Genomic DNA, 15,786 nt, shown 5'->3' with positions numbered 1-15,786 from the left:
AATGTCTGAATACATTCTTGATGTAACCGATGTAGACAAGAATTTTGGCGGTTTGCGTGCGCTTTCCGACATCAATCTTCGGGTCAAGGAAGGTACGGTTCACGCCATTATCGGACCGAACGGTGCCGGGAAATCGACCTTGCTGAACGTGATTGTCGGGCGCCTTGCCCCCAATCGCGGGCGGGTACTGCTTGGCGATCAGGTTCTGACCGGCAAGCAGCCACACGAAATCAACCAGCTTGGTGTGGCGCGTGTGTTCCAGACCCCGGAAATTTTCCCGGAACTCTCGCTTTTGCAAAATGTGATGGTTCCTGCCTTTGCCAAGCGCGATGGCGAGTTCAAGCTGGGCTTCCTCAAAAGCCTGTTTGCCGAAAACGAGATCCGCGAACATGCCGAACATCTGCTGGAAGATGTCGGGCTGATTTCGCAAAAGGACAATGTTGCGGGATCGATGTCGCGTGGTGACAAACGGCGTCTCGAACTGGCCATGTGTCTGGGACAGCATCCCAAGCTGTTCCTGCTTGATGAACCGACGGCGGGTATGTCGCGTCATGATACCAACCGCACGATTGATCTGCTCAAACGGATCAAGGAACGCGGCATGACCAAAGTGATCATTGAACATGACATGCATGTTGTCTTCAGTCTGGCTGACCGTATCAGTGTGCTGGCACAGGGGGCGATCATTTGCGAAGGCACGCCCGAAGAAGTCCGCAATGATCCCAGAGTAAAAGAAGCCTATCTCGGAGGGGAAGCAGTATGAACGCGCTGCCAAAACAGGAACCTGTCCGCAAACAGGGCGGCGACCCGGCCTTTTTCTCGGTCTATGACCTGCATGCCTATTATGGTGAAAGCTATATCGTTCAGGGGGTGTCCTTTGACATCCGCGAAGGCGAAATTCTGGCTCTTCTTGGCCGAAACGGGGCGGGGAAAACATCGACCTTGCGTGCGCTGGCCCGCATGTCCGACCCGGAAGTCAAACATGGGGAAATCTGGCTTGATCATCAGCCATTGCACACCATGAAGGCGTGGCAGGCCGCCCGTCTCGGATTGCAGCTTGTCCCCGAAGACCGCCGGATCATTCCGGGCATGACGGTTCAGCAAAACCTTGAGCTGGCCCAGATTGCCGAACCGATCGGCTGGTCGGTCGAACGCATCTATGAGCTGTTCCCGCGCCTTGGCGAAAGGGCGGAACAGGAAGCCATCACGCTTTCGGGTGGTGAACAGCAGATGCTGGCGATCGGGCGGGCTTTGGCACGCGATATCAAGATATTGCTGCTTGATGAACCGTACGAAGGTCTGGCACCGGTGATTGTTCAGGAAATCGAAAAGACGCTTCAAAACGTCAAGAAACTGGGCATCACCACCATCATCGTTGAACAGAATGCAATCGCGGCCCTGAAGCTTGCCGATCGCGCCATCATCATGGATAGCGGCGAAATCGTCTTTGACGGAACAGCCCAGGCTGTTCTTGATGATGCGGAATTGCGTGACCAGTATCTGGCCATCTGATTTCCGAAAAATAGGGGGGTGTCGCCGAGGCTTTGTTGTAAGGGGGGCTTCGGGACAGGTAAGGCCGCGCCAGCAGGTGCGGCCTTTGCCATTTTGATCCTAAAGATCGGGGCTGACGGCCAGCCCTTCGAAATCCTTTAACACATTTAAAACAATCGATGTTTTGACATGTTGCACGGAATCATGGGGCAGCAGCACCTCGTTGACGAAATGCGACAGTGCGGCCAGGTCTTTGGTCGCGACTTTCAGGTGATAGTCCATTTCCCCGGTCAGGGAAAAGGCTTCAAGGACTTCGGGTAAATCGGCCAGAAGACGGGCAAACCGTTTGGCATTGTCGCGGTTATGGGTGGCAAGGGTCACCGAAATCACCACCAGCAACCCCAGACCCATCTTCTGACGGTCGATATCGGCACGATATCCGCGAATGACCTTGTCTTCTTCAAGCCGGGCACGACGGCGCGAACATTGCGACGGCGACAGCCCGATCCGTTCTGACAGATCGTTATTGGTCAGACGCCCGTCGCGCTGCAATTCCGCAAGCAGTTTAAGGTCAAGTCGGTCAAGTTGCATGATGTCCGCGTCCATTTACACAATCATGCATGATGTGTGCATTAGCTGGCGGAAATCAACCCAAAATGCATGCACGTTGCATGCGGTTTGGCGCACGATTGGGACATAACAAGAATTCGAACAGTTCCAGAAATTCGAATGTTTCAATCAAAGGAGACTTCCGATGGGTCCGTTCCCGCATGATGCCCCCCGTGCCACCATCAGTGATGATAACCCTGCCGGAACCGACGGGTTCGAATTTGTCGAATTCGCCCATGAGGATGCCGAAAAACTCGAAACCCTGTTTGCCCGCATGGGCTATTGCCCGGTGGCCAAACACAAGACCAAAAACATCACCGTCTGGCGTCAGGGCGATATCAACTACATCCTTAATGCCGAACCAGGCTCGCATGGGATGAAGTTCGTTGAAAAACACGGCCCCTGCGCACCGTCGATGGCATGGCGTGTGGTTGATGCCAAACATGCCTTTGATCATGCGGTGTCCAAGGGGGCGGAACCGTATCTGGGTGATGACAAAGCCATTGATGTCCCGGCGATTGTCGGGATTGGTGGGTCGCTTTTGTATTTCGTCGATAAGTATGGCGATACCGGATCGGCCTATGACGCGGAATTTGACTGGCTGGGTGAACGCGATCCCAAGCCCGAAGGTGTCGGTTTCTATTATCTCGACCACCTGACCCATAACGTCTATCGCGGCAATATGGATAAATGGTGGGACTTCTATCGCGATCTGTTCGGGTTCAAGCAAATCCACTTCTTTGACATTGCCGGTAAAATCACCGGCCTGGTCAGCCGTGCGATCACATCGCCCTGCGGCAAAATCCGCATTCCGCTGAATGAATCGACTGACGATAAAAGCCAGATCGAAGAATATCTTCGCAAATACAAAGGCGAAGGCATTCAGCATATCGCAGTCGGTACGGATGGTATCTATGACGCCACCGACAAGCTTGCGGCCAATGATCTGAAATTCATGCCCGGTCCGCCGGAAACCTATTACGAGAAATCCCATGACCGTGTGAATGGGCATGACGAACCGATCGAACGGATGAAAAAGCATGGCATCCTGATCGACGGCGAAGGGGTCGTTGATGGCGGCATGACCAAGATCCTGCTCCAGATTTTCTCAAAAACCGTGATCGGGCCGATCTTCTTTGAATTTATCCAGCGCAAAGGCGACGAAGGCTTTGGCGAGGGCAATTTCCGTGCTCTGTTTGAAAGCATCGAAGAAGACCAGATCCGCCGTGGCGTTTTGAAAGTTGATGCTGCGGAATAGGTCCGCCAACCCCATATCCAGTTCAGGGCCGTGTGGTACGCGGCCCTGACGGTTTGTTGTTATCGCAGTTGGATTGACCGCCATGCTTGATAAACCGACCCGTGACCCGGCCAATCCGGCCGTGGATCAAACCGATCTGAAATATATGCCCGGTTTCGGCAATGATTTCGAAACCGAAAGCCTGCCCGGTGCCCTGCCACAGGGGCAAAACAGCCCGCAAAAATGCGCCTATGGGCTTTATGCCGAACAGCTTTCCGGTTCGCCCTTTACCGCGCCGCGCGGCACCAATGAACGGTCATGGCTGTATCGTATCCGGCCCAGTGTCAAACATAACGGGCGATTTACCGCCCTTGATCACCCGCATTGGAAAACCGCCCCGTGCCTGAATGATCACAGTCTTGCCCTTGGGCAATTGCGCTGGGATCCGGTGCCGTTGCCAAAGGACACAACCGATTTCATTTCGGGCATGCGCACCATCACGACGGCGGGCGATGCGATGTCGCAATCGGGCATGGCAAGCCATGCCTATGTTTGCAATGCCGACATGGTTGATGACTATTTCTTTGATGCTGATGGTGAACTTCTGATCGTGCCGGAATCCGGCACGCTTCGGATATTTACCGAACTTGGCATCATGGATGTGGGTCCCCTTGAAATCGCCCTGATCCCGCGCGGCATGATGTTCAAGGTCAGCATCCTTGATGCCGGGATTGATGGCGGGGCGCGCGGTTATGTCTGTGAAAATTACGGTGCCAAATTCACGCTGCCCGACCGCGGGCCGATCGGGGCGAACTGTTTGGCCAATCCGCGTGATTTCAAAACACCCGTTGCCGCCTACGAGGATAAGGAAACCCCGTGTCGGGTGCGGGTGAAATGGTGTGGGCAGTTTCACGAAACGTCGATTGGTCATTCGCCACTCGACGTGGTGGCGTGGCATGGCAATTACACACCGTTCAAATATGATCTTCGGACATTCTCGCCGGTTGGCGCGATCCTGTTTGATCATCCCGATCCGTCGATCTTTACGGTTCTGACCGCACCTTCGGGCGAGGAAGGCACGGCAAATGTCGATTTCGTGATTTTCCCGCCGCGCTGGATGGTGGCCGAACATACATTCCGCCCGCCATGGTATCACCGCAACATCATGTCGGAATTCATGGGCCTGATTTGCGGGCAATATGATGCCAAGGAAAAGGGATTTGTTCCGGGCGGCATGAGTTTGCACAACATGATGCTTGCCCATGGTCCCGATGCATTCGGCTTTGACAAGGCATCAAATGCCGAACTCGGCCCGCAGAAACTTGATGGCACCATGGCGTTTATGTTCGAAACCCGCTTTCCGCAGCAATTGACCAAATTCGCCGCCGAACTTGAAACCCTTCAGGATGATTATCTTGATTGCTGGTCCGGGCTTGAACGCAAATTTGATGGCACACCCGAAGGCCGGAAATAAAGGCAAAACGATAAGATGAAACTTGCATCCCTTAAAAACGGCACCCGTGATGGTCAGCTGGTTCTGGTAACCCGTGATCTGGAATCCTATGTCGATGCCAGCGCGATCGCGCCAACCCTTCAGGCCGCCCTTGATAACTGGTCGGTGATCGCACCGCGTTTGCGCGAACTGTCCGATGAAATCGAAGCCGGTTCCACGATTGCCAGGCGCGTCACGCTTGATATGGCAGACCTTCATTCCCCATTGCCGCGCGCTTATCAGTGGGCGGACGGATCGGCCTATGTCAATCACGTGGAACTGGTGCGCAAGGCCCGCGGGGCCGAAATGCCGCAAAGCTTCTGGACCGATCCGCTGATGTATCAGGGCGGGTCTGACAGTTTCCTTGGGCCGCGCGACGATATCCTGATGGCCGATACCGCCTGGGGCATCGATATGGAAGGCGAGATTGCGGTCATCACCGATGATGTTCCGATGGGCGCAAGCCTTGATCAGGCCCGTTCTGCCATTCGGCTGATCATGCTGGTCAATGACGTATCGCTGCGCGGTCTTATTCCCGGCGAACTGGCCAAGGGGTTCGGGTTTTTCCAGTCCAAACCGTCTTCGGCATTTTCGCCGGTTGCGGTAACGCCAGATGAATTGGGTGATGCCTGGGATGGGGCGAAGCTTCATCTGCCGCTTCATGTTGATCTTAATGGCAAGCCGTTTGGACGGGCCAATGCCGGGATCGACATGACATTTGATTTTGCCCAGCTTATTGCCCATGCTGCACGCACACGCCCGCTGGCGGCAGGCACTGTTATCGGGTCGGGGACGGTATCAAACAAACTTGATGGCGGACCAGGCAAGCCGGTCGATCAAGGCGGGGCGGGGTATTCCTGTATTGCTGAAATCCGCATGATCGAAACGATTGAAACCGGTGCGGCGATAACCCCGTTCCTGCAATTTGGCGACCGGGTCAAAATTGAAATGCTTGATGATCATGGCCGGTCAATCTTTGGTGCGATTGATCAGACCGTTCGTCAATACAAGCCATAAGGACCGAATATGGGCGAAGTCGTCCTGTATGATTACTGGCGATCATCGGCAAGTTACCGGGTGCGGATTGCGTTGGGGCTGATGAATATTCCCTATCGGACGGTGCCGATTGATCTTCTGGCCGGGATTCACAAAGTCCCGGACTATCTCAAACGCAATCCCCAGGGGCTGGTGCCAGCCCTTGAGATTGACGGGATCATGATGACCCAGTCGGTATCAATCATCGAATATCTTGATGAAACAAGGCCGGGGCAGGGATTGCTTCCATCCGAAACCCTTGCCCGGCAACGCGTGCGCGCCCTGACACATGTTATTGCCATGGATATTCATCCCATTTGCAATCTGGGGGTGGTGCGTCATGTCATGGATTTGGCATCCGCCAGTGGCGAAGACGCCGATATGTTCCGGCATGACTGGATGGAGAAATATATCGGCGGTGGCCTGGCCGCGCTCGAGGCCATGCTGGCAACGAGCACCAATGAAGGCGGCGATGGCAACAAGACAGACGGTGGCAAATTTTGCCATGGCAATCGCCCGTCCATGGCCGATATCTGCCTGATCCCGCAGCTTTACAACGCACGCCGCTGGAATGTGAGCCTTTCTCACTTTCCGCGAATCAGGGCGATCGAACAAAGCTGTCTCGCCATAGACGCCTTTGCCAATGCCCATCCTGACAAGTGCCCGCGCTAATGGCGCGGGTGCTTAAATCCTGCCGGTTCTGGGCTTAAACCCCGATTGCCATGCCGTCGCTTCGCGGATCATGGGCGCCGTCAACAAAGCCGTTTTCGTCAATGCGAATGATCCCGGCCTGACCGGCAAGCGCACTTTGTGCTTCAATCGCGCGCAGGATGTGACCACGCTTTGACAGCGTATCAAACACGTCATCGCCGGCATCGACTTCCAGTTTCAGGCTGTCATTGCTGTCGGAAAATGTCTTGCCCAACAGGAAGCGTGGCTTTGCAAGGGCGTCGGCTGGTGACAGGCCGAAATCAAAAACACGGGTCAGCAACATCGCCAATGTTTGCGGCTGTCCATCCGCCCCCTGGGTCCCATACAGCAGATGCGGTTTACCGTTCCTAATGGCCAAACCGGGATTAAGTGTATAGAACGGGCGTTTGCCGGGAATAAAGCAGTTTGGGTGATCGGTATTGGTGGTAAATGCCGCACCCCGGTTTTGCCAGACGATGCCGGTATCACCGGCAACCACCCCGCTGCCCCAATCGAAATACGTACTTTGCAGAACGCTTGCGCAATTGCCCTGCGCGTCCCTGGCGGCAAGGAAAACCGTATCGCCATGTCGGAACGGATGGGGCCAGTCCAAGGCGGTTTCAGTCGAAACGGACCTGGCTGCGCGTGCCAGATTTGCGGGATCTAGCATTGCGGTAAAGTCGGTTTGGGCGAAATCGGGATCACCGATCTGATCGCGTTCGAGAAATGCCTGCTTGATGGCCTCAACCACCAGATGGAAATGATCGGCATTGCCTTCGGCCCAGTTTTTGGGGCCGAGTTCGCGCAAAACCCCCATGGTCATCAGCGTTGCCAGTCCCTGTGTCGGGGCAGGCGGGGCAAACAGGGTGACATCACCATAATCAAGGGAAACCGCATCAACCGTGCGGGTGCGGGTTTTGGCAAGATCCGCCTTGGTGATTGGTGATCCGGCCGCGGAAAGCCCGGCAACAATGCGATCCGACAGGGTGCCTTCATAGAAATCGCGCGCGCCGTTTTGCGCGATCAGTTTCAGGCTTTCGGCCAGTTGCGGCTGATAAAACATCTCGCCCGCTACCGGCATTTTGCCGTTGGGGGCAAAGATATCGATAAAGCCCGGCCAGTTGGCGATGTCTTCTTTGCGGAAATCAAGCCAGAAGCATTGTGATGCACTGACCGGAAAGCCGTTTTCGGCAAGATCAATGGCGGGCGCAATCAGATCGGAAAGCGTCTTTTTGCCGTCCCAATGACGCGCCGAATGATCCAGCGCATGTTGCCAGGAATCAACCGTGCAGGCAGTGGTCAGGGTTGAACCCGCACCGCGCAGGGGGATCGGTTTACCCGCATCGGCAAAGCTGCCCGGATTTTGAACGGCCTGTCCGATGCCCAAAAAGGATTGTACCTTGCCCGATCCGTCCGACACCATCCAGACCGCGTCCCCGCCAATGCCGCAGAAATGCGGGTATGTTACCGCTAACATTGCCGCTGTTGCGACCACCGCCTCGATCGCGGTGCCCCCATCGCGCAGGACTTCTGCCCCGGCCTCGCTGGCGGCTGTACTTGGGCTTGTGATCATGGCGCGATGGCGGTGGATGGATGCGGGATCGGACATGGTCGGATTTCTTTCTGCGATTTCAAATGATGGGGCGGGATCAGGCAAAGTTCGGATCAGCTGTGGCGAAATTGCATGCAATCAATTATACAAACGCAAACAGTTTATTGTATGCATCGGGAAACGTGGCGGGCAGGCATGAAGGCATCTGACAAGGTTAAACACCGCACGGACATGATCAGTTCGGCATTGCGTTCGGCAATCCTTGAACGCGTTTTGATGCCCGGCATGAAATTGCCCGAGGATTCCCTTGGCGAACGTTTCGGTGTCAGTCGCACGCTTATTCGTCAATCCCTTGAACGACTTGCTGCCGAAGGTCTGGTTGAACTTCGCCGCAACAAGGGCGCCATGGTCGCCAAGCCCAGTCTTGAAGAAGCGCGCGATCTTTTTGAATTGCGCACCCAGATCGAAGACCTTGTGATCAGCCGGGTGATCAAGAATATGAGCCCGGAACTTCTGGCCGAGCTCGAAGCCCATCTGGCCAAGGAAGTCGCCGCCGAACATGCGTCCGAGCCGATTTCGATCCGGCTTGCCACCGAGTTCCATATCCTGCTGGCCAAGCTTTCGGGAAGCCCGGTTTTGCTGCGCTATGTCGAGGAAATCGGATATCGCTGTGGTTTGACGCTGTCGCTGTATGCAAGGCCGCATTCGACCGATTGCGGCATTCAGGAACATCGACAGATCATCGAAGCCCTGAAAACCGGGGATGAAGAAACCGCGCGCAAATTGATGCGGCATCACCTGACCGCCGTGGCCGACCGTGCATTGTTCACGACCGAAGAAGGCGGGCCGCTTTTGTATCTGGATGCGTTGGAACCCTATGCCAAAAAGGTGCGTGACGGCGGGGCCTAACGCAACAGTACGTGCGCGGACATAACCGCCCGCCTGCAAGAACAGGCGGTCAGTTCCGCAAATGTGATCAAGGATTGGTACGCCGCATCGCCTGATATGCATCGGGGATCAGGCCTTGATGCCTTTGCGCACCAGAATGCGTTCGGCACTTTCATTCCAGACATCCATTTTGACGATCTTGCCGTTTTCAATCACGAAACGGTCGACATAACGATTGCCTTCAAACGGCGTTCCGTCGGGCCATTCGCCATAAAGCCAGCCGGTGCTGTAAACCACGGTCTGGCCGTTGGTATTGGCGACATCAAACTGGCCGAACTTCTTTTTCACCCATTTATAGCGCGCGGCGTTAAAGGCCGTGGTCCCCGACGGATGGTCGTATTTCTGACCATCGGTAAAGGTGATGACGACATCATCAGACATGAAAGTCGCCGCCAGTTCGGGGTCGGGCTTCATGGATGCATCAAGAAAATCGCGCACGGTCCGGGCTTCGGGCGGCAGTGTAGCAAGCACATTTACCGCAGTCTGATCGGTCATCTGGAATTCCTCATTCACTGCAATTGATTTGTGATCAGCATAATACGCAGGCAGAAAATTTGCATGCACTAATTTTATGCAATAATTGCATGCAATTTGCGTATACATGAGGCAAATGCGCTTCGTTAATTGACCTGTATTCCCGTAAGTATCTGAAACTTATCAATTCTTATTCTTGGCACGGGCCTTGCTGCAGTGCGGTGGTTGTTCGGCGCGTATCGTGAAACTGCGACGACCGAATGCGACCGGAATACGAAAGTCACATAATCAGGGAGTCTCACATGCCTATTTCTTCGCCTATTCCGAAACTGACGCGCCGTGCCGCCCTTTTGGGGGCCGCTGCTGCGATGATGTTCGCTGCCACCTTGCCCATCCATAACGCCCGTGCCGAAGACACCGTGAAGCTTGGCCTTGTTGCTGCGCTGAGTGGCCAGTCGGCCAAATCCGGCGAAGCAATCACGCGCGGCATTACTCTTGCGATTGACAAGATCAATGCCGAGGGCGGCGTTCTTGGCAAGCCGCTTGAACTTGTATCGCGCGACGATGAAAGCAACCCGGGCAAAGGTCTGGTCGCGGCCCGTGAACTGGCACAGCGCGAAGGCGTTGCTGCGATCATTGGCGGTCTTGATACGCCGGTATCCTTTGCCATTGTCCCGTATGCCAATCAGCAGAAAATTCCGTTCATCGGCCCTTGGGCTGCTGGCACCGGCATCACCAAAAACGGTGCCGAAGAAAACTATGTGTTCCGCGTTTCGGCCGTTGATGAATATGTCGACGAAGCAATCACCGAATATCTGATTGCAAATTACGGTGCCAAAAAACCGGGCATGATCCTGATCAACAACCCGTGGGGGGAGTCCAACGAGAAGGGCTTGCTCAAGGCGCTGGAAAAACGTGGCATGACCCATGCCGGGATCGAAAAGTTTGAATCAAATGACGTCGATGTTGTCCCGCAGTTGACCCGCCTTAAGGAAAATGGTGCTGACTCCCTGTTCGTGGTTGCCAACGTTGCCCCGACCGCACAGGTGATCAAGTCGCTTGATCGTATGGGTTGGGATGTGCCGATTTCCTCGCATTGGGGCCCGGCTGGTGGTCGCTTTACCGAACTGGCAGGCAAATCCGGCGAGAAGGTCCATTTCATCCAGACCTATTTGTTTACCGATGCAACCAGCCCGATGTTCGTCAAGCTTCAGGAAAAATTCCCGGAAATCAAAACCCTTGCCGATGTGACCCCGGCAACCGGTATTGCCAATGCCTATGACGCGACCCTTTTGATTGCAGCGGCCATCGAAAAGGCCGGTTCGACCGACGGTCCGGCCATCCGCGAAGCGATGTACGAGATTTCGGGTGTCGAAGGCATGATCAAAACCTATGACAAGCCGTTCACCCCGGATGACCAGGACGCGCTTGGTCCGGAAGATTACACCTTCGCGCATTTCGTCGAAGGCGAAATCATTCCGATTAAATAAGCCGCTTTTTACCCCTGTGCGCGGCGGACCCATCCTGCATCGCACAGGGCTTTATTCCTTTTTGAATGATGCACTTCTGGTGCGTGACATAACAGGCGACTGGCAATGACATTATTAATCGCAGCCCTGATTACCGGGATCGGTCTGGGCAGTATGTACGGACTGATCGCACTTGGTTTTCAAATCACCTATTCGGTGTCCTCAAAGGTCAATTTCGCCCAAGGATCAATGGTGATGCTGGGTGCGGTATTGGGCTTTGTTTTCTGTGAACAATATGGCTTGCCTGTCATTGTCGGTTATCCGCTTGCCATTCTGTGCTGCGGGCTTGGCGGTATTCTGGTCGAGTTTTTCCTTGTGCGTCCCTTTGCCATTCGCAATTCCGAAGCCTGGCTGATGGCGACGGTCGCCGGCGGTATTTTGCTTGATAACGCGGTGCTTTTTACCTTTGGCAATGAACCGCGCACTTTGCCATCCGCCCTTGTTGGTGAAAGCTGGAATATCTTTGGGACGGGTGTTTATCCGCAACAAATCCTGATCCCGATTGCCGCCATCGGTGTGGCCTTGGCCCTTCATGCCCTGTTCCGCCATACCCGGCAGGGCCGCGCGCTTTTGGCGGTGGTGCAAAACCTTCAGGCCGCCAAGCTGATGGGGATCAATACCACCGTGATGGTCACGGGTTCCTTTGCCATTTCATCGATGCTTGCCGGTTGTGCCGGGCTTCTGATCGCGCCGCTATTTTCGGTGCATTCGGACATGGGCACTTTGTTCGGGCTTAAGGCCTTTGCCGTTGCCATTCTGGGCGGCATGACATCGGCCTATAGCGTCATGTTGGCAGGCTTTATCTATGGCCTGGTCGAAGCCGCTGTGACCACCTATCTCGGATCGTCTTATACCTTCATCGTCGTGTTCGCGCTTGTGATCGCGGTTCTGACCATCAAACCAAGCGGCCTGTTTGGTCGTGCAGCGATCAAGAAGGTCTGATGATGAAACGCGATATGAAATTTAAAAACCCGATGCCCAAACTGAACAAGCCTGTTGCTCTTGATGCTGCGATCATCCTTGCTGTGCTTGGCGGTTTGATCGGCGTTTCAATCACCGGTGGCTATACCCAGTTCATCATCGGCCTTGTGGCGATCACAACCATTCTCTGTGTCGGGCTGAACGTTCTTTATGGTTTGACCGGTCTGGTGTCACTGGGGCAGGTCGGGTTCTTTGCCATCGGGGCCTATGCCAGTGCGATCCTGACGTTGGCTGGCTTGAATTTCTGGCTGTCGCTTTTGGCGTCATCGGTGATTGCCGGGTTTGCCGGGTGTTTGCTGGCTCTTTCGGCGGTGCGAATGGCGGGGCCGTTTCTTGCCATGGTGACCATTGCCTTTGCCTTTATTGTCGAACATGGCGCGATTGAATGGCGTGCCCTGACCGGTGGGCAGAACGGATTGATGGGCTTCCCGATGCCCGAACTGTTTGGCTATATGCTAAGCGAAACCGATCTTGTAATGCTGTGCGTTATTCTGGGCGGGGTCGCGTTGCTGGCATTCCGTCGTCTGGCGACAAGTGGCTGGGGCATGGCGATGACATCGATGCGCGATGCCGAAATTGCGGCCAGTTCGCTGGGCTATAATGCCTTTGTCGTCAAGGCGACCGGCTTTGCCATTGCGGCGGCGATGGCGGGTCTTGCCGGGGCGCTGTTTGCGCCGCTTATGATGTTTATTGCACCCAGCAACTTCCCGCTAAGCCAGTCGATCCTGTATTTGTTTGCGGTCATTCTGGGCGGGGCCGGTACGGTTCTGGGGCCACTGGTCGGCGCCACGGTTTCGGTGATGCTGCCCGAAATGCTGGCCGATTTTGCCGAATATCGCTTGCTGATTTTTGGCGCACTTCTGATTGTGGTTCTGTTGATCGCGCCGCGCGGTATTGTCGGGGTGATCGAACGGTTCATCCCGCTTAAAAAACGTATGGTCAATGCCACCCCGGCGGCCGAGATCGAGGCAGGGCTTAAAGCCTATGCCAAGTCAGACGGGTTGGTGGTTGATGATATCTCGATTGCCTTTGGCGGGGTGAAGGCGGTCAATTCCGTATCCTTCACCGCCAAGCCGGGGCAGGTTACGTCGATCATTGGTCCGAACGGGGCGGGCAAGACCACGCTTTTGAACATCATCAGCGGGTTCTACAAACCGACCGAGGGTGCGGTTCGCATTGGTGATCAGGACATTGCCGGGAAACCGACCGACTTTGCAGCCCGCAACGGGATTGCGCGCACCTATCAGGCAACCCGGCTTTTTGAAAATATGTCGGTTGTCGATAATGTCATTGCCGGTCTTCCGGTTGGTCGTTTTGGCAAGCCGTTCAGCGCGATTGCATCAGATGACAACCGCAACCATGCCGCCGGACTTTTGGCATTTTGCGGCTATCAGGGCGATATCGATGCCTGTGCCGGTGATTTGCCGCATGTGGATCGCCGTCTTGTCGAAATTGCCCGGTCACTTGCGACCAGGCCCGGTGTTCTTCTGCTTGATGAACCGGCCGCCGGATTGATGCATGCCGATAAGGTCGCACTTTCCAAACTGCTGCGCCAACTGGCCGATGCCGGGATTACGGTTGTTCTGGTCGAACATGACATGGAAATGGTCATGGGCATTTCCGATCAGATTTTGGCGGTGGATGCCGGAACCCCGATCATTTTCGGAAGCCCGCAGGCAGTGCAAAGCAACCCGCAAGTCATTGCTGCCTATCTTGGCGATGGAAAAATGAAGGCCCGTCCAAGACCCATTCCGTTCGAAGCCGGGGATTCCCCGGTGATTGAAACCCTGCGTCTGACCGCGGGATATGGGGCGGCCCCGGTTCTGCAATCGGTTGATATCAAGGTCCGTCAGGGCGAAATGGTCGCGCTGCTTGGCGCCAATGGTGCGGGCAAGTCGACCTTCCTGACCGCCCTTGCGGGTCTGTTGCGTCCGGTAAAGGGGCAGATTGTTCTTAATAACGAATATATCCATGCCCTTGCCCCGCATCAGATCGTTGAACAGGGATTGATCCTTGTGCCCGAAGGGCGTCAGGTTTTCCCCGAACTGACGGTGCGCGAAAACATCGAACTGGGGGCCTATAAACAACCGAAACCCGTCAGCGCTGATGAACTTGAAGCCATCCTGAAACGCTTCCCGCGGTTGCGTGACCGCATCAACAGTCCGGCAGGGTTGCTGTCGGGTGGTGAACAGCAAATGATGGCGATTGCGCGCGGTCTGGTCGCCAAGCCAAAGGCGCTTTTGCTTGATGAACCGTCCCTTGGTCTGGCACCGGCGATGGTCGAAGAACTTTATGCCATTCTGGGCGAGCTTCGCGATGATGGCGTGACCATTCTTCTGGTCGATCAGATGGCGACCATGGCGCTTTCGGTGGCCGATTATGCCTATGTCCTTGAACAGGGACAGGTAGTGGCCGAGGGGCCTGCATCGGATTTGCGTCAGGATGAACGCCTGATTGCCGCCTATCTGGGCGGCAGTGAACAGGGCGATAAAAATCAAGAAAAGGTGGCGGTAGGAGATGTTTGATTATCTGGTAAAGAATGCCTGTCTGCATGGCGAAAACACCCTTCTTGATCTTGGGATTGCCGACGGCAAAATCGTTGAAATCGCTCAATCGATCACCGGGGATGGACCGGTTTTTGATGCGGCCGGGCAATTGGTGACGGCGGGCTTTGTTGAAAGCCATCTGCATCTGGATAAGGCCTGCATTCTGGATCGTGCCAAGAATGAAACCGGCACACTTGCCGGTGCGATCAGTGCGGTTGCCAATGCCAAAAGCGGCTTTACCGAAGATGACGTCTATGCACGCGGGGCCAAGGTAATTGAAAAGGCAATCACCCAGGGCACCAACGCCATTCGCACCCATGTGGAAATTGATCCGGGCATCGGGCTTGCGGGTTTTAACGCGATCAAACGGCTTAAGGTCGATTACGCATGGGCGATGGATATCGAGATTTGCGTGTTCCCGCAGGAAGGGTTGCTGAATTATCCGGGGACCGAGGAATTGCTGCGCGAGGCCCTTGAAAACGGCGCGGACCTTTTGGGGGGCTGCCCATATATGGATACCGATCCCGACGGTCAGATCCTGCGCCTGTTTGAAATGGCGCAGGAATATGATGTCGATCTTGATTTCCATCTGGATTTTGATCTGGACGGTTCATGGCGTCATCTTGATGAAGTGGCCCGCCAATCGATTGCCTTTGGCTGGCAGGGGCGGGTGATGATTGGCCATGTCACCAAACTGTCGGTCCTGCCCAAACCGCAACTTGAAGACACGATTGCGATTATGCGCGATGCCGGGATCGGATTAACCGTGCTTCCGGCAACCGATCTTTTCCTGACCGGGCGCGATCATGATCATAGTGTACCGCGGGGTGTCGCCCCGGCACACAAGTTGGCCGCGCACGGGGTTTGCTGCACGATTGCGACCAACAATGTGCTTAATCCGTTTACGCCTTATGGGGATTGTTCACTGTCACGCATGGCGAACCTTTATGCCAATGTCAGTCAGCTTTCGACAGAAGCCGAACTTGAAAACTGCTTTGCCATGATCGCCGATGCCCCGGCCAAACTTCTGGGCAGATCAAACCGGATTGCGGTGGGCGAAACTGCAAGCTTCATCATCCTGCCCGCCCAAAGTCGCGCCCAGGTGGTTTCCGAAATCAGCCGTCCCGTGTTGGGCATGAAAGACGGGCGGGTCACGTTCGAACATCCTGCCGCCAGGCTGTTTCACCCATAAATCATACAAA

14 protein-coding genes are annotated in these 15,786 nt (G+C 55.1%); 11 read left to right on the top strand and 3 right to left on the bottom strand.

Annotation, left to right across the window (positions count from 1 at the left end; all coding sequences use genetic code 11):
* Position 1: 1 nt before the first annotated feature.
* Positions 2-763 carry an ABC transporter ATP-binding protein gene (locus CU041_RS12030; protein ID WP_101247124.1) on the top strand — a complete coding sequence of 254 codons (762 nt, stop codon included), beginning with the start codon at positions 2-4 and terminating at the stop codon, positions 761-763.
* Positions 760-1,512, top strand: a complete 753-nt coding sequence (locus CU041_RS12025; RefSeq protein ID WP_068516972.1) for an ABC transporter ATP-binding protein — start codon at positions 760-762, stop codon at positions 1,510-1,512. The genes CU041_RS12030 and CU041_RS12025 overlap by 4 nt, the downstream gene beginning before the upstream one ends.
* Positions 1,513-1,611: 99 nt before the next feature.
* Here the strand turns inward: CU041_RS12025 and CU041_RS12020 are convergent, their stop codons facing one another.
* A complete protein-coding gene (locus CU041_RS12020; RefSeq protein WP_068517022.1) occupies positions 1,612-2,082 on the bottom strand; it encodes an Lrp/AsnC family transcriptional regulator in 471 nt (156 codons plus the stop codon).
* Positions 2,083-2,245: 163 nt separating this feature from the next.
* Between CU041_RS12020 and hppD the strand changes: the two genes are divergently transcribed.
* The 4 genes from hppD to maiA all read left to right on the top strand — a co-directional run bounded on the left by hppD (position 2,246) and on the right by maiA (position 6,536).
* On the top strand, positions 2,246-3,358 hold the full coding sequence (hppD, locus tag CU041_RS12015) for a 4-hydroxyphenylpyruvate dioxygenase (protein ID WP_101247123.1): 1,113 nt from the start codon (positions 2,246-2,248) through the stop codon (positions 3,356-3,358).
* A gap of 82 nt (positions 3,359-3,440) precedes the next feature.
* Positions 3,441-4,811 carry a homogentisate 1,2-dioxygenase gene (hmgA, locus tag CU041_RS12010; RefSeq protein ID WP_101247122.1) on the top strand — a complete coding sequence of 457 codons (1,371 nt, stop codon included), beginning with the start codon at positions 3,441-3,443 and terminating at the stop codon, positions 4,809-4,811.
* A gap of 15 nt (positions 4,812-4,826) precedes the next feature.
* Positions 4,827-5,846 carry a fumarylacetoacetate hydrolase family protein gene (locus CU041_RS12005; protein WP_101247121.1) on the top strand — a complete coding sequence of 340 codons (1,020 nt, stop codon included), beginning with the start codon at positions 4,827-4,829 and terminating at the stop codon, positions 5,844-5,846.
* A gap of 9 nt (positions 5,847-5,855) precedes the next feature.
* A complete protein-coding gene (maiA, locus tag CU041_RS12000) occupies positions 5,856-6,536 on the top strand; it encodes a maleylacetoacetate isomerase (RefSeq protein WP_101247120.1) in 681 nt (226 codons plus the stop codon).
* A 34-nt stretch (positions 6,537-6,570) separates the two neighbouring features.
* Here the strand turns inward: maiA and CU041_RS11995 are convergent, their stop codons facing one another.
* Positions 6,571-8,163, bottom strand: a complete 1,593-nt coding sequence (locus CU041_RS11995) for a gamma-glutamyltransferase family protein (protein WP_212733797.1) — start codon at positions 8,161-8,163, stop codon at positions 6,571-6,573.
* 138 nt (positions 8,164-8,301) lie between these two features.
* Here CU041_RS11995 and CU041_RS11990 point away from each other — a divergent pair, with 138 nt between their 5' ends.
* The gene (locus tag CU041_RS11990; protein ID WP_101247119.1) at positions 8,302-9,015 is read left to right on the top strand and encodes a GntR family transcriptional regulator; all 714 of its coding nucleotides are present in this window, start codon (positions 8,302-8,304) and stop codon (positions 9,013-9,015) included.
* 108 nt (positions 9,016-9,123) lie between these two features.
* On the opposite strand, the gene CU041_RS11985 is transcribed toward CU041_RS11990, so the two are convergent.
* Positions 9,124-9,549, bottom strand: coding sequence for a nuclear transport factor 2 family protein (locus CU041_RS11985; RefSeq protein ID WP_101247340.1), 426 nt, complete (start codon positions 9,547-9,549; stop codon positions 9,124-9,126).
* Positions 9,550-9,830: 281 nt separating this feature from the next.
* Here CU041_RS11985 and CU041_RS11980 point away from each other — a divergent pair, with 281 nt between their 5' ends.
* The 4 genes from CU041_RS11980 (at position 9,831) to CU041_RS11965 (ending at position 15,776) form a co-directional block, all read left to right on the top strand.
* On the top strand, positions 9,831-11,018 hold the full coding sequence (locus tag CU041_RS11980; protein ID WP_170310213.1) for an ABC transporter substrate-binding protein: 1,188 nt from the start codon (positions 9,831-9,833) through the stop codon (positions 11,016-11,018).
* 105 nt (positions 11,019-11,123) lie between these two features.
* The gene (locus CU041_RS11975; RefSeq protein WP_101247118.1) at positions 11,124-11,999 is read left to right on the top strand and encodes a branched-chain amino acid ABC transporter permease; all 876 of its coding nucleotides are present in this window, start codon (positions 11,124-11,126) and stop codon (positions 11,997-11,999) included.
* Positions 12,000-12,013: 14 nt separating this feature from the next.
* Complete coding sequence (locus CU041_RS11970) at positions 12,014-14,563, top strand: branched-chain amino acid ABC transporter ATP-binding protein/permease (protein ID WP_233433094.1); 2,550 nt, start codon at positions 12,014-12,016, stop codon at positions 14,561-14,563.
* Positions 14,556-15,776, top strand: a complete 1,221-nt coding sequence (locus CU041_RS11965; protein WP_101247116.1) for an amidohydrolase family protein — start codon at positions 14,556-14,558, stop codon at positions 15,774-15,776. Before CU041_RS11970 ends, CU041_RS11965 begins: the two co-directional genes overlap by 8 nt.
* Positions 15,777-15,786: the final 10 nt, after the last annotated feature.

This window comes from Thalassospira povalilytica (assembly GCF_002844235.1).
GTDB lineage: Bacteria > Pseudomonadota > Alphaproteobacteria > Rhodospirillales > Thalassospiraceae > Thalassospira > Thalassospira povalilytica.
This window is presented reverse-complemented; position numbering and strand designations above follow the sequence as displayed.

Bases quoted from the DNA above. Each gene is read 5' to 3' on its own strand.
- CU041_RS11990 (WP_101247119.1), top strand. From the start codon at position 8,302: ATGAAGGCATCTGACAAGGTTAAACACCGCACGGACATGATCAGTTCG.
- hppD (WP_101247123.1), top strand. From the start codon at position 2,246: ATGGGTCCGTTCCCGCATGATGCCCCCCGTGCCACCATCAGTGATGAT.
- CU041_RS11965 (WP_101247116.1), top strand. From the start codon at position 14,556: ATGTTTGATTATCTGGTAAAGAATGCCTGTCTGCATGGCGAAAACACC.
- CU041_RS11980 (WP_170310213.1), top strand. From the start codon at position 9,831: ATGCCTATTTCTTCGCCTATTCCGAAACTGACGCGCCGTGCCGCCCTT.
- CU041_RS11975 (WP_101247118.1), top strand. From the start codon at position 11,124: ATGACATTATTAATCGCAGCCCTGATTACCGGGATCGGTCTGGGCAGT.
- CU041_RS11995 (WP_212733797.1), bottom strand. From the start codon at position 8,163: ATGTCCGATCCCGCATCCATCCACCGCCATCGCGCCATGATCACAAGC.
- CU041_RS11985 (WP_101247340.1), bottom strand. From the start codon at position 9,549: ATGACCGATCAGACTGCGGTAAATGTGCTTGCTACACTGCCGCCCGAA.
- hmgA (WP_101247122.1), top strand. From the start codon at position 3,441: ATGCTTGATAAACCGACCCGTGACCCGGCCAATCCGGCCGTGGATCAA.
- CU041_RS12030 (WP_101247124.1), top strand. From the start codon at position 2: ATGTCTGAATACATTCTTGATGTAACCGATGTAGACAAGAATTTTGGC.
- CU041_RS12005 (WP_101247121.1), top strand. From the start codon at position 4,827: ATGAAACTTGCATCCCTTAAAAACGGCACCCGTGATGGTCAGCTGGTT.
- CU041_RS12025 (WP_068516972.1), top strand. From the start codon at position 760: ATGAACGCGCTGCCAAAACAGGAACCTGTCCGCAAACAGGGCGGCGAC.
- maiA (WP_101247120.1), top strand. From the start codon at position 5,856: ATGGGCGAAGTCGTCCTGTATGATTACTGGCGATCATCGGCAAGTTAC.
- CU041_RS12020 (WP_068517022.1), bottom strand. From the start codon at position 2,082: ATGCAACTTGACCGACTTGACCTTAAACTGCTTGCGGAATTGCAGCGC.
- CU041_RS11970 (WP_233433094.1), top strand. From the start codon at position 12,014: ATGAAATTTAAAAACCCGATGCCCAAACTGAACAAGCCTGTTGCTCTT.